We start from the raw sequence: 13,884 nt of genomic DNA on the forward strand, positions 1-13,884 counted from the left end.
GGGGCCGGGGTATTTGTTATATAGTCGTGCCCTTCATTGCCTAGCCAACGAGTACACCATGCTTAACAAAGGACTGTTCCTGGCCTGCGCACTGGCGCTGCTCAGCGCTTGTGATGCTTCCTCTACCGCCAGCCCTCCTGCGCCGTCGGCGGCGGTCGGCACGCAAGCGGCCAAGCCAGTGCAGGATGTCAAAGCCCTCGCGCAACGCTACGCAGGGCGCGAGTTAAGTGTGGTGGATGTCTCCGAAGTGCAAGTGGACGGTGCCAGCACCCTGTCCGTGAGTTTTTCGGTGCCACTGGACCCGGATCAGTCCTTTGCCGAAAAACTGCATCTGGTGGATGCCAAATCCGGCAAGGTCGATGGTGCCTGGGAGCTTTCCGACAACCTGATGGAACTGCGCCTGCGTCACCTTGAGCCGCAACGCAAACTGATCCTCACCGTCGACCCCGGCCTGCGCGCGGTCAACGATGCCAAACTGGCCGCCGAGTATGTCAGCCGTCTTGAAACCCGTGACCTGCAACCCACGGTCGGTTTTGCCAGTCGCGGCACGTTGCTGCCGACACGGTTGGCTGAAGGCTTGCCCGTCATCGCGCTCAATGTCGATAAAGTCGATGTGGAGTTTTTCCGCGTCAAACCCCAGTCGTTGCCTGCATTCCTTAGCCAGTGGGGCCGCAACAGCAGCCTGCAAAGCTACGAAGCCAAAGACCTGCTGGGCATGGCCGATCTGGTGTACGGCGCCCGGTTTGACCTGAATCCGGCACGCAACACGCGTGAAACCGTGATCCTGCCAACCTCCGGTATCAAGCCTTTGCAGCAGCCGGGTGTGTACCTGGCGGTGATGAAAGCCTCCGGCACTTACAACTATTCAGCCCCGGCCACCTTGTTCACCCTCAGTGACATTGGCCTTTCCGTACACCGTTATCAGAAACGCCTGGATGTGTTCACCCAGGCACTCGAAGGCGGCAGTGCGCTGGGCGACGTGGAGCTGGAACTGCTCGACGGCAAGGGCAAAATGCTGGCGCAGGGCAAGACCGACAAGGACGGTCATGCCGAGCTGGCCCTGCCGCCCAAGGCTGAGGTGCTATTGGCGCGTCAGGGCGATCAAACCAGTCTGTTGCGTTTGAATACGGCGGCGCTCGACCTGGCCGAGTTCGACATCGGCGGGCCGAAGGCGCATCCGTTGCAATTCTTCGTTTTTGGCCCACGCGACCTGTACCGCCCCGGCGAGACCGTGCTGCTCAATGCCTTGCTGCGCGACCGTGATGGCAATCCGGTCAAGCCGCAGCCGGTCAGCGTAGAAGTCCGTCGCCCGGACGAGCAGGTCAGCCGCAAGTTTGTATGGGAGCCCGACGCGTCCGGCTTCTATCAATACCCGCTGCAACTGGCAGCCGAAGCCCCCACCGGTCGCTGGCAACTGGTGTTCGACCTGGGTGACGGCAAGCCGCAGCTCTATGAATTTTTGGTGGAAGACTTCTTGCCCGAACGCCTGGCGCTGGAGCTCAAGGGCAGTGATACACCGCTGCGTCCCGATCAAACCGCCGACATTCACGTGAACGGCCGCTACTTGTATGGCGCGCCGGCTGCCGGGAACCGCTTGAGCGGGCAGGTGTATGTGCGTCCATTGCGTGAAGCGGTTACAGCATTGCCGGGGTATCAGTTCGGTTCGTTGACCGAAGAAGAACTGACTCAGGATTTTGAGCTGGATGAAAGCGTGCTCAACGCCCAGGGCGAAGAAACCCTGCGCCTGGAGAGCAAATGGAGCGACGCCAAATCACCGCTGCAACTGATTGTGCAAGCCAGCCTGCAAGAGTCCGGCGGGCGCCCGATTACCCGTCGCCTGGTGCAACCGGTGTGGCCTGCCGAGCGTCTGCCGGGGCTGCGCGGTCTGTTCGATGGCACTGAAACGGATGGCGACGGCCCTGCTGAATTCGAGGTGCTGATTGCCGATTACGCGGGCAACAAACTGGCGGCTGACAACGTCACCGTCCGGTTGGTGCGCGAGCGTCGGGACTACTACTGGAACTACTCGGACAACGACGGCTGGAGCTATCACTACAACGAGAAGTTTCTGAACCTGGGCGAAGAAACCGTGAACCTCAAGGCAGGTGGCACGGCCAAGGTCAGCTTTCCGGTGGAGTGGGGCCCGTATCGGGTTGAAGTGCAAGACCCGAAAACCGGTTTGATCAGCAGCCTGCGTTTCTGGGCGGGCTATCAGGCGCAGGACAATGCCGAAGGCGGCGCTGTACGTCCCGATCAGGTCAAGCTGGCGTTGGATAAAGCCGCCTATCTCGATGGCGAAACCGCGCACGTGACGGTGACACCTCCGGCCGCCGGTAAAGGCTATCTGCTGCTCGAAGGCAGCGACGGTCCGCTGTGGTGGGAAGAAATCGACGTTCCGGCCGAGGGCAAAACGTTCGAGGTCAAACTCGACCCGAGCTGGGCACGCCACGACCTGTACGTCAGCGCACTGGTGATTCGTCCCGGCGAGCGCAAAGCCAACGTGACGCCCAAGCGTGCTGTGGGTGTGCTGCATCTGCCCTTGGACCGTACGCAGCGCAAAATGGCACTGACCCTCGATGCTCCGCAAACCATGCGCCCCAAGCAGCCATTAACGGTCAAGGTTCAGGCTAAAAACGCTGACGGCAGCGTCCCCAAGCACGCCCATGTGCTGCTGGCAGCAGTGGATGTCGGGGTGTTGAACATCACGGATTACCCGACGCCAGACCCTTACGCGAGCCTGTTCGGGCGCAAGGCCTATGGCGCTGACCAATTGGACATTTATGGGCAACTGATTGAAGCCGGGCAAGGCCGCCTGGCCAGCCTGGCCTTTGGCGGTGATGCAGGGCTGGCCAAGGGCGGCAAGCGCCCGGCCACCAGTGTCACCATCGTTGCCCTGCAAAGTGCGCCCGTGACCCTCAACGAACAGGGCGAAGGTGAAGTCAGCCTCGCCATCCCCGACTTCAATGGCGAGTTGCGCGTGATGGCCCAAGCCTGGACCGACGACCGCTACGGCATGGCGCAAGCCAAAACCGTGGTCGCCGCGCCGCTGGTGGCCGAACTGGCCGCACCGCGTTTCATGGCGGGGGGTGACGAGACCCGGCTGGCGCTGGACGTGTCCAACCTGACGGCCACGCCACAAACCCTTGAGGTGCAGTTGAATGCCGAAGGCCAACTGAGCCTGTCAGGTCTGAGCAGCCAAAAACTCACCCTCAGCCCCGGTCAGCGCAGCACCTTGCAGGTGCCGGTCAAAGCGCTGGGCGGCTATGGCACCGGCAAGGTGAGCGTGACCGTCAATGGTCTCAACCTGCCCGGCGAGACGCTGCCCCCTTTCACCCGCGAATGGACGCTGGGTGTGCGCCCGGCTTACCCGGCGTTGCTCAAGCACTACCGCGCCGTGCTCAACGATCAGCCATGGACGTTGCCAGAAGCCGGGCTGCAGGCCTTCGAACCGGCCGGGCGTGAAGCCTTGCTCAGCTTGTCGAGCCGTCCGCCGTTGAACCTTGGCGAGCAGATCCGTGCGCTCAAGGCGTACCCGTATGGCTGTTCCGAGCAGACCACCAGCGGTCTGTACCCGGCGTTGTATGCCGATGCCGCCTTGCTCAAGCGTCTGGGACTGGAAGGCGAGCCGGATGCCGACCGTAAACGCAAAATTGAACTGGGCATCGAGCGCCTGCTGGGCATGCAGCGGTACAACGGCAGCTTCGGCCTGTGGGGCGCAGACGGTCAGGAAGAGTACTGGCTGACCGCATACATCACCGACTTCTTGCTGCGCGCGCGCGATCAAGGCTATGCCGTGCCCCCTGAAGCGCTGAAGAAGGCGAGTGAGCGACTGCTGCGCTACACCCAGGAACGCAACCTGATCGAGGCGGATTACAGCGAAAACCTCGATCACACCCGTTTTGCCGTGCAAGCGTACGCCGCGCTGGTGCTGGCCCGCAGCCAGCAGGCGCCGTTGGGTGCTTTGCGCAGCCTGTTCGAACGTCGCAGCGATGCGCGCTCCGGCTTGCCGTTGGTGCAGTTGTCGATTGCCTTGCAGAAGATGGGTGACCAGCCGCGTGCCGATCAAGCGCTGGTCGCCGGTCTGGCCGTGACGCGCAAACCCAATCAATGGCTGGGCGACTACGGCAGTCCGCTGCGCGATCAAGCACTGATTCTGGCCCTGCTCGAAGAGAACAACGTGATGAGCGGCCAGCGCGAAGCGCGGGTGTTCGCGCTGGCCGACCAGCTAGCCGCGAGCCAATGGCTGTCGACTCAGGAGCGCAATTCGCTGTTCCTCGCCGGTCGGGATTTGCTGAGCCAGCCAGAGCAACCGTGGGCCGTGCAACTGGCCAGTGGCAGCGAAACCCGTGAGCTGAACAACGCTCAGCCGGGTCTCAAGCTGGAAGGGCCATTGCTGGCTTCGCCCCTGAGCCTGCGCAATGAAGGCAGCGTGCCGGTGTACCAACAGTTGACGATTTCAGGGTATCCACAGCAAGCGCCGCCTGCAGGAGGCGAAAACATGAGCATTCGCCGTGATTACCTGGGCATGAATGGCGAACCGCTGAACCTGAACAACTTGCAGAGCGGCGATCTGGTGCTGGTGCACTTGGCCGTAACGGCCAAGCAACGGGTGCCGGATGCCCTGGTGGTTGACCTGTTGCCAGCGGGGCTGGAGCTGGAAAACCAGAACCTGGGCCAAAGCGCGGCCAGCCTTGAGAACGCCAGTAGCCAGGTCAAACAATGGCGCGAATCCATGCAGAACGCGGGTGTGCAACATCAGGAATACCGCGATGACCGTTATGTGGCAGCGTTGAATCTGGACGGCTACGGCACTACGCACTTGCTGTATCTGGCGCGGGCTGTGACACCCGGTACCTACCGCGTGCCGCCGCCGCAAGTGGAGTCGATGTACCGCCCGAACTGGCAAGCCGTGGGCGAGACGCCCGGTGACATGGTGATCAAGGGCCGGTAAGCCCGGTCGCCGCTGACACGCGGCACGAGGCTGGAGCAGGGGGCATCGACGGCATCCCTGCAGCCTCGTGGCGTGTCAGCTAATGACCCAGCTCAACACCCACAACCCCAGCAACAGCCAGATTACGCCGCCGATGATGGAAGCCCGCATGAAGGCGCGCACCGCGTTGTACAAAAACAGCAGGCCGATCACCAGCACCGCAATGCTGACGATCGAGGTGTCCATGCCGAGCGCACGGGCCATGCCATCAATGAAATTACTGCCGGCCTGGGTGATTGCATTGAACAGACCGCTCAGGCTTTCAACGATCCAGCGAACCAGCGTGCCCAACCAAAGGCCCAGATTTCCTACAAAACTTTCGACGTGCATGGGGATGTTCCGATTAAGAAGACGGCCACTGTGCCAGAGATACCCCTTGGGCAACCAGTCAGGGCGCAAAGTTGCGTAACGGGCGGATGTTAATGGGATCGCGGCTTAAAAAATGCCTGCGCGGGTTGTTCGTCGCTATTGTGCTGCTGTGTGCCGCACTGTGGCTGGCCGACAGGATCTGGCCGCTGCCCTTGCCCCAGGATGATCTGGCACGCGTGGTGCTGGCCGAAGATGGCACGCCGCTGTGGCGTTTTGCCGATGCCAACGGCGTGTGGCGTTACCCGGTGACTACCGACGAGGTGTCGCCCTATTACCTCGACGCTTTGCTGACCTACGAAGACCGCTGGTTTTTCCATCACCCCGGTGTTAATCCGCTGGCGCTGGCGCGTGCGGCCTGGCAAAACCTCAGTGGCGGACGCGTGTTGTCGGGCGGCAGTACGTTGTCGATGCAGGTGGCGCGCTTGCTTGACCCGCATGCACGTACGCTGCCCGGCAAGCTGCGCCAGCTGTGGCGTACGGCTCAGCTGGAATGGCATTTGTCCAAGGAGCAAATCCTCAACCTGTACCTTAACCGCGCACCGTTCGGGGGCACTTTGCAAGGGGTGGCGGCTGCCAGTTGGGCGTACTTGGGCAAGTCTGCGCAACACCTCACGCCTTCGGAGGCCGCGCTGCTGGCCGTGTTGCCGCAAGCCCCCAGCCGTTTGCGCCCGGACCGCCACCCGGCGCGCGCGCAGGTGGCGCGCGACAAAGTGTTGCGGCGGCTGGCCGAGTACGATGTGTGGCCGCACACCGTGGTGGACGATGCTTTGCAAGAGCCGCTGCTGTTGGCGCCGCGCCTGGAACCGAGCCTCGCCCCTTTGCTGGCGCGGCGTTTGAATCGCCCCCACAGCCCGCCGTTGATACGTACCACGCTGGACGCCAACCTGCAGCGTCGTCTGGAAGACCTGTTGTTGGGCTGGCGGGCGCGCTTGCCCGATCACACCTCGGCGGCCATCGTGGTGGTAGAAACCGACAACATGGCGGTACGTGCCTATTTGGGGTCGGTGGACATCAACGACGCACGGCGCTTTGGTCATGTCGACATGATCAGCGCCATGCGCTCGCCGGGCTCAACGCTCAAGCCATTTTTGTACGGGATGGCGATGGACGCCGGGTTGATTCATTCCGAGTCGCTGCTCCAAGACGTGCCCCGGCGCTACGGCGACTACCGTCCGGGGAATTTCTCCATGGGCTTCAGTGGCCCGGTCTCAGCCAGCGCCGCGCTGGCCATGTCCCTCAACTTGCCTGCGGTGCAGTTACTTGAAGCTTATGGACCGAAACGGTTCGCGGCAGATATGCGCAACGGCGGCGTGCCGTTGACGCTGCCCGCGTTGGCAGAACCCAATCTGGCGTTGATTCTGGGTGGCGCGGGCAGCCGCCTGGAAGATTTGGTCAGTGGCTACAGCGCGTTGGCCCGCGACGGCAAAAGTGCCAATTTACGCTTGCAGCCTGACGATGAGCTGCATGAGCGACGCCTACTGTCGCCGGGCTCGGCGTGGGTCATCCGGCGCATTCTGAGTGGTCAGGCACGCCCGGACCGTGACCCGCGCGCCGAACTCGTCCAACGCCCCTCGCTGGCGTGGAAGACCGGTACCAGCTATGGCTTTCGCGATGCACTGGCCATTGGCGTAGGCCCGCGTTACCTGATTGGCGTGTGGATCGGGCGCCCGGACGGCACGCCGGTGCCGGGTCAGTTCGGGCTGGCCTCGGCAGCACCGCTGATGCTGCAAGTGCACGATGTACTGAGTAACCGCGACAGCCAACGTGGCATCGTTGCACCGGTGCAGGCAGTGCCGGCCAATGTAGGTGTGGCTGCAATTTGTTGGCCGTTGGGCCAGCCGTTGAGCAAAGGCGATCCCAATTGCCGCCGCCAGCGTTTTGCCTGGACGCTGGACCACACCACGCCGCCGACTTTGCTGGCGGCCGATCAGCCGTTGGGCGTGGGGCTGCGCGAAAAAATGTGGGTCAACCCGCAAGGGGAGCGCGTCGGGCCGCAATGCCCCGGCGCGCACCCCCGAGAAGTAGCCCTGTGGCCCGCGCCGCTGGAGCCTTGGTTACCGCGGGCGGAACGACGGGACGCTCGCTTGCCGCCAGCCTCCGTCGAGTGCCCGCCACCGGCGCTGCATTCGGTCACGCCGTTGTCGATTGTCGGCGTGCGCGAAGGCGACCGGTTGCGCAGGCCTGCGGCGAGTGTGCAAGCGCTGCGGCTCACCTTGACAGCGTTGGGCGGCGACGGGCGTCGTTGGTGGTTTCTCAATGGTGTGCCATTAGGGGACAGCGCCCATCAGGAGGCACTCACCACCGCCCTTGAACAACTCGGGCGCTACGAGCTGAGCGTACTGGACGAAGGCGGTCAAACCGCACGCGTCGAATTCAGCGTGGTGGAGTAATGGCGAGTCGCTGCCCGTCAGCGACTGCGTAGTGCAAAAAAAACGCTGCTAATTGTGTTTATCACGTTGGTGATAGGGCCGCAGTGTGTCTATGCGGCGTGTTGATAAATAACGATTTTTGAATCACTCACCCTGACAAAAGTATTAACCCAAAAGAGCAAGGAAACGCCTGTTATAGAAGGGGTTAATACCAAGTTGTGAATTGTTCAAAGCGTCCCTCGGGGTTGTTATGTCTGCCACGGATAAACGTATTTCTGACGACAGATCAGGAAACGTTTGAACTCAGGCAAGCAGGTGCAAGGGACTCAATCATGAATACTCAACTGTGGTTAAAAACAAGTACTGCCCTACTGTTGGTAATGACTGTCAGCCTCAGTGGCTGCCACAGCGGTGGTGGCGGGTCTAAAAGTCATGTAGCGGCCAGCACACCTGATAGCAGCACGGGTGGCGGCGATGGCGGCACTGATGGTGGAACCGGTGGCGGTACAGATGGAGGCACTGGCGGCGGTACAGGCGGTGGCACGGGTGGTGGCACGGGTGGTGGAACCGGTGGCGGCACAGGCGGTGGCACGGGTGGTGGAACCGGTGGCGGCACAGGCGGCGGCACAGGTGGTGGAACCGGTGGCGGCACAGGCGGCGGCACGGGTGGTGGAACCGGTGGTGGAACCGGTGGCGGCACAGGCGGCGGCACGGGTGGTGGAACCGGTGGCGGCACAGGCGGCGGCACGGGGGGTGGAACCGGTGGCGGCACAGGCGGCGGCACAGGTGGTGGAACCGGTGGCGGCACAGGCGGTGGCACGGGTGGTGGAACCGGTGGCGGCACAGGCGGCGGCACGGGTGGTGGAACCGGTGGCGGCACAGGCGGTGGCACAGGTGGTGGAACCGGTGGCGGCACAGGCGCAGGCACGACCCCATTGGTGACCGGTCAAGTCGTCGGTCAGGTGGGGGCAGCACTCGGCGGCGTGGGCACGACCGTCAGTGATATTGGCACTTCTCTGGCCGCTGTTCCGGTGGTCGGTGTGGCAGGCGGGCTGGTGACCAATACCGGGAACGCGGTGACCTCTGTCACCAATGGCGTCACCAATGGCCTTGGCTCGTTGGGCACCAATAAAGACTCGCTGGGCATCACTGTGGCAGGCGCAACCAATGCCGTAAGCGATGTCGGCAAGGGCGTGACCTCCCTCGGCACAGGTGTCAGTACGTTGATCGACAACACACCGATCAGCCAGATCCCTGTGGTCGGCGGGATGGTCAATAAAGTCACGGATGCAACGGGAGGTTTGGTCGGCAATGTCGGCACAACGGTCACCATGATCGGCAACACCCTCACCGGTGCAGCCACCACGGGCCCGTTGAGCAAAGTGACCGGCGGGCTGAATGACAAAGTGGTGGTGCCAGTGATTTCACTGGTGGAGAACACCACGGGCAAAGTGGGAACAGCGACCGGAATCGGTGCGCCTGTAGATGGCCTGCTGAATAAGGTAGGGGGCGTCGTCGGCGGTCTGGGCGACAAAGTGGCGGGGACAGGGAATGGCAATCCAGTGACCGGCTTGGTAGGTGGCGTACTCAACGGTGTCGCCGGTGCCACTGACAAAGCGGGCGGTTATGTCAATCCGGCGCCTGCTGCGGGTGGGGGAACAGGCAGCGGAACCGGGGGTATCGGCGGTTTGCCGGGTGTCGGGGGGGCGGGCCTGCTGGAGACTGTGGGCGGTGTGGTCAACGGAGTCAGCACCGGCCTGGCTGGTGGTAGCACCAGTGGTGTGGTGGATGCGGCAGGCGCCAACGGCAATGCCATCGGCAATACCGTGGCGTCTGTTGGCGGCGCGCTGGGCGGCACCGGGGTTGCGAATAATGCAGCGGGCGCCCCGCTGGCAGCGGTCACCACCACGGTGGGCACAGCGCTTAATCCGGTCACCAGCGCTGTGACGACGGTGACGCAAAACGTAGGCGCCGCCACAGGTGTGGGTGCTCCGGTCAGTGGCTTGCTCAATCAGGTCGGCGGCGCGGTCAGCAGTATTGGCGTCAAAGTGGATGCGGGCAGCAACAACCAAGTCGTGAGCGCAGTCGGTCAAACGGTCAATACCGTGGGCGCAACGGTGGGTGCGGTCGGGGGGCTGTTGAACGGCGGCACCACCGCTGAAGGCGGTGCGGCAACCGGTGGTTTGGGCGGTTTGGGTGGGGTACTCGGAGGCCTGGGCAATCTGGGCAAGAAAAACTAACGAATTGCACCTGGCCGGTTCGACGGCCTCACCTACAGCGCCTACGCTTGGTTGAGACGAGAGGTTCTGATGAGCCTCTCGTCTTTTTTTTGAGCCAAGGATCTAGGGCTTGCACCGGGTAGCGTCGCCCTGAGATGACGCGCCCACCTGGTTATGTCGCTGTTGTTGACCATGGAGTGTCATATGCGTACTTACGTTCCCCTCGTACTTTTTGTGCTGACCCCGTGCGTCACGGCCGAGCCCTTGCCGCGCTACCTGAACAGCAACGAAATGATGCAGACCCTGCCCACCCCCAACCTGCCGGTAGATGCTTACCGCCCGCAAAAGCCTGCGTTGCAATTGCCCAAGCCGGGCGCGGTCGAGCCGCCACCGTTGGTGATGGGCACCAAACTGACCATCCGCAAATTGCAGATTGAAGGTGGCACTGTGTACCCGCTCAAGGAGTTGGGCGCCGCCTATCAATCGTTACTGGGCCATGAGATCACCCTGGCCCAATTGATCGATGCCACGCGCACCATTACCCAGCGTTACCAAGCGGATGGCTATTTGCTGTCGTACGCGTTTTTGCCGCCGCAAAATTTTGATCAAGGGTTAGTGCGCGTGGTGCTGGTCGAGGGGTATATCCGCGATTACACCGTGCAGGGTGATGTGGGGCGTGTGAAGGGCTTTATTGATGAACTGGTGGACAAGCTCAAGGGCGAGCGTCCGCTGACCCGCAAAACCTTCGACCGTTACGCAACGCTGATGGGCCGTCTTCCCGGTGTGACGCTGCAAGCTCAAGTGCCACCCCCCGGCACTACAGATGGTGCCTCGACCCTGACCATTAACGCCAGCCGCAAACCCTTCACCACCAGCATGAGCCTCACCGAAGGTAGCCGTGACAGTACGCAGGCACTGTTCGGGGTCAGCAGCAATTCACAAACGTCGATGGCCGAGCAGTTGAGCATCAGTGGGCTGTTCCCGCCGGGCAACGACAAAGAGCATTACTACCGCATCGACTACAGCCAGTATCTGAACGCCGAAGGCACTCAGTTAAGCCTGTACGGAGCGCGCTATCGCAGCGACCCGGGCAGCAGCATTGCCACCAGCGACGGCTTCGAACTCAAGCCGCATCGCGAAAACGACCGCTTCTCGGTAGGCGTCAGTCACCCGCTGATTGCAGCGCCCAATCAATGGCTGAGTGTCGGTGCCCGGTTGTATGGCGTGAATGACCGTACCGATTACGACGTGGTCGGTTACCCGGTCAGCCTCAGCGAAAAAACGGATGTGCGCGCCCTGGCGTTCGAGGGCGACTGGCGCAAGTCTGATAAACAGCAGCTGCGCATCGTCAGCGCCGGTGTCTATCAGGGCATGAAAGGTTTGGGCGCCAAGAGTGAAACCAACCTGACCGGCAATCAGTACGACCTGGATTTTTTTCGGCTGCGTTTATCCGGCGTGCAGAGCGACAGCTTTTTCGAGAATTGGCAGGGTGTGATGTCCGGCGCCCTGTACTGGAGTGCAGACAGCTTGCCCGACAGCGAACGGGCAGTGTTTGGCGGGCAAAACTTTGGCCGCGGTTACCCCGACGATCAAGCGTCCGGCGACAAGGGGTGGGGGGTCGCCTACGAGGTCAATTACAGCTTCAACCGCGAGGGTGCGTGGGTGAAACTGCTTCAGCCCTACGTGGTGCTGGACAAGGCCAAAACCTGGTTTAACGATTTGCCGTTTAAGGGCTCGGACATGTCCTCGGCGGCAGTCGGGCTGCGTTTTGGCGACAAGCGTTATTACAACATTGCCCTTGAAGCGGCCAAGCCGATGTCCGACATGGCGCTGGACAGCTTCAACCGCCGCCCGCGCTACACCTTGAGTTTCAGTTATCAGCTATAGCGAGCCAGGCCCGCGAGGGCAACCTCGCGGGCTTTTCGGCGCGCAAATCGGGGCTTCAGCTGTCGATGGACTTGGGGTTCGGCTTAGGGAAGAGGCTGTCCAGCGTATCGAGCAGACGCATGTGATAGATGGGTTTGCGGAACAGGTCCAATACCTGCAAACGCAACAGGTCGCTGACATCATCCATGTCGGCATGTCCGGATACGACGATCACCGGCAGGTGTTGACGCGAGGTGTGTTCACGCAAGCGCCTGATGAGGGCAATACCACTCTCTTCTGGCATGCGCAGGTCGGTAATCACCAGGGCAATGTCCGGGTGGTTGGTCAGCTGTTGCAAAGCGATCTTGACCGAGGTGGCGAGGTGGCAACAAAAGCCTTCGCCCTCCAGCAACTCGGCCAGTTCAGAAAGTCCATCCTCTTCGTCATCCACTAGGAGAAGCTGTTGGCGTGTCGAAGAGGAGGTCATGTTGCATTCCTGAAAAAGGGTAGGGTGCAGAGTGTAGGCCTGATGCACAGACCTATGTCACTGGCGTTCCGCCCAATCCTCTGACCAAGTCGTTGAATGTGGACTTGACCACACCCGACAGCGGCGTGACAAACAATGCAAGCACCACGGCAACCATCGCGGCAATCAGGGCGTATTCAATACCTGAAGCGCCATCCCGGCGTTTGATCAGTTGCCGGGTCTGGTACACGCAAAACGCCTGAGTCGGCACATACACTTTCAGAACAGTATCTAGAAGCATCTGACTTCTCCTTAGTGCGCCGCAACGGGCACTGTGTAACGTGGGTGCTACATACTTCCGATGTGCCATCAGAGCATTGTCAACAAAGCCGGACCTCACAACTGTAATAAAGGATTAATCACAAAGTACTAATCCAAACGGACGATGAGGTGCGGATCCAAAAAACGTAAACAAATCAAAGTCCTTAAATCTCCTGTCAGAAATAATCCGGTCAGTAATGGCGTTTTGTCCTACCTGCGCTACCTTCAAATAGCGAAATGGTTGCAACCGTCCGACCGTTCATAGCTACCTGATTGCGCATGATTTTTTGTCTGTTGTACGCAGTGGGGAAGGGAGAACCATATGAACAATCGCCGCAGTCTGGTGCTAGCAGCGGTGCTGTTTTTAGGGGCCATTGCCGCCGGTTTTTGGGGGCTGATGCTGACCCGTCATCAGCCTGTGCCACCTGCTCCTGTGGCGCAGGTGATGGAGCAAGGTGTGGCCAATGTTGAAGACCAGACCAAACATGCCGTGGTGGTGTTAACCCGCGATGTAGCCCCGCATGTGGCCCTGACCGCCGATGATTTGACGCTGGAAAAATTGCGCACGGCGCCTGTCGGCAGCCTTACCTCTATCGATCAGGCGGTGGGTCGCACCCCGTGGCGCGGGCTGAATGCTGGCACGTGGCTCAATGAGCAAAGCTTTGAAATCGGCGGACCGTTGGCGCGCATGATTCGCCCTGACGAACGCGCACTGGCGGTGGCGATTGATGAAGTGGCCGGCGCTGCCGGGCAGTTCGGTCCCGGCGATTACGTCGACATTTTGCTGTTTCTGCGTCAGGACACCGCCAACCCTGAACCTTCGACCCAAGTGGTGTTGCCCGCAGTGCGGGTCCTGAGCATCGGCGATGAATTAGGCCTGAGCAGCGATGGCCAGCCACTCAGTCAGGCGCTGACCGCCGAGCAGGCGCAGCAACAAGCTCAGCGGCGCGTGGCGGCCCGCACCGTAGTCCTGGCGATCCCGGAGCCACTGGTCAATCAACTGATGCTCGCCGCACAAGCTGGCACTTTGCGCCTGGCGGTGCGCAGCGCACAAGAACAACGCTTGAGCAAATACTGGTCAGGTGAGCAGGACGCTGCGGCCAATCTGGAGACCGCCAGGCGCAGCCTGTATCAGTTCAATCAACTGGCGATGGCCAGCCCGCTCAAGGCGCCACTCAATGCCCCGACCGGTGTGCCGCGACCCCGTGGCATCGAAATCATCCGCGGCAATCAAGCAGCCCAGCCGTCAACCCAATAAGAAATGCCCGATCTGCAAGGAAGCCC

9 protein-coding genes are annotated in these 13,884 nt (G+C 61.5%); 5 read left to right on the forward strand and 4 right to left on the reverse strand.

Going from position 1 to position 13,884, the window contains the following annotated elements:
* Window positions 1-58: 58 nt before the first annotated feature.
* Entirely contained in the window at window positions 59-4,951 is a 4,893-nt protein-coding gene (locus tag HBN61_RS00855) for an alpha-2-macroglobulin family protein (RefSeq protein ID WP_170045985.1), read from the forward strand.
* 75 nt (window positions 4,952-5,026) lie between these two features.
* Here HBN61_RS00855 and HBN61_RS00860 read toward each other — a convergent pair whose 3' ends face one another.
* The gene (locus HBN61_RS00860; protein ID WP_094992048.1) at window positions 5,027-5,320 is read right to left on the reverse strand and encodes a hypothetical protein; all 294 of its coding nucleotides are present in this window, start codon (window positions 5,318-5,320) and stop codon (window positions 5,027-5,029) included.
* A gap of 92 nt (window positions 5,321-5,412) precedes the next feature.
* Here HBN61_RS00860 and pbpC point away from each other — a divergent pair, with 92 nt between their 5' ends.
* Window positions 5,413-7,749, forward strand: coding sequence for a peptidoglycan glycosyltransferase PbpC (gene pbpC, locus HBN61_RS00865; RefSeq protein ID WP_094992049.1), 2,337 nt, complete (start codon window positions 5,413-5,415; stop codon window positions 7,747-7,749).
* A 347-nt stretch (window positions 7,750-8,096) separates the two neighbouring features.
* On the opposite strand, the gene HBN61_RS22535 is transcribed toward pbpC, so the two are convergent.
* The gene (locus tag HBN61_RS22535; protein ID WP_262498657.1) at window positions 8,097-8,678 is read right to left on the reverse strand and encodes a hypothetical protein; all 582 of its coding nucleotides are present in this window, start codon (window positions 8,676-8,678) and stop codon (window positions 8,097-8,099) included.
* On the opposite strand from HBN61_RS22535, the gene HBN61_RS00870 reads away from it, so the two are divergent.
* A complete protein-coding gene (locus tag HBN61_RS00870) occupies window positions 8,667-9,968 on the forward strand; it encodes a collagen-like triple helix repeat-containing protein (protein ID WP_346266449.1) in 1,302 nt (433 codons plus the stop codon). The two genes, HBN61_RS22535 and HBN61_RS00870, sit on opposite strands and share 12 nt — an antisense overlap.
* Window positions 9,969-10,151: 183 nt before the next feature.
* Window positions 10,152-11,834: a ShlB/FhaC/HecB family hemolysin secretion/activation protein gene (locus HBN61_RS00875; RefSeq protein WP_094992051.1), complete on the forward strand. Its 1,683-nt coding sequence runs from the start codon at window positions 10,152-10,154 to the stop codon at window positions 11,832-11,834.
* A 55-nt stretch (window positions 11,835-11,889) separates the two neighbouring features.
* Here the strand turns inward: HBN61_RS00875 and HBN61_RS00880 are convergent, their stop codons facing one another.
* Together HBN61_RS00880 and HBN61_RS00885 are read right to left on the reverse strand one after the other, a co-directional pair.
* Window positions 11,890-12,300 (reverse strand): response regulator, encoded by a 411-nt coding sequence (locus HBN61_RS00880; protein WP_169963808.1) that lies wholly within the window; start codon window positions 12,298-12,300, stop codon window positions 11,890-11,892.
* A 52-nt stretch (window positions 12,301-12,352) separates the two neighbouring features.
* The gene (locus tag HBN61_RS00885) at window positions 12,353-12,580 is read right to left on the reverse strand and encodes a Flp family type IVb pilin (RefSeq protein ID WP_094992053.1); all 228 of its coding nucleotides are present in this window, start codon (window positions 12,578-12,580) and stop codon (window positions 12,353-12,355) included.
* 342 nt (window positions 12,581-12,922) lie between these two features.
* On the opposite strand from HBN61_RS00885, the gene cpaB reads away from it, so the two are divergent.
* Entirely contained in the window at window positions 12,923-13,858 is a 936-nt protein-coding gene (gene cpaB / locus HBN61_RS00890; RefSeq protein WP_170045987.1) for a Flp pilus assembly protein CpaB, read from the forward strand.
* Window positions 13,859-13,884 lie beyond the last annotated feature (26 nt).

Source organism: Pseudomonas sp. WS 5071 (assembly GCF_012985765.1).
Lineage (GTDB): Bacteria > Pseudomonadota > Gammaproteobacteria > Pseudomonadales > Pseudomonadaceae > Aquipseudomonas > Aquipseudomonas lundensis_A.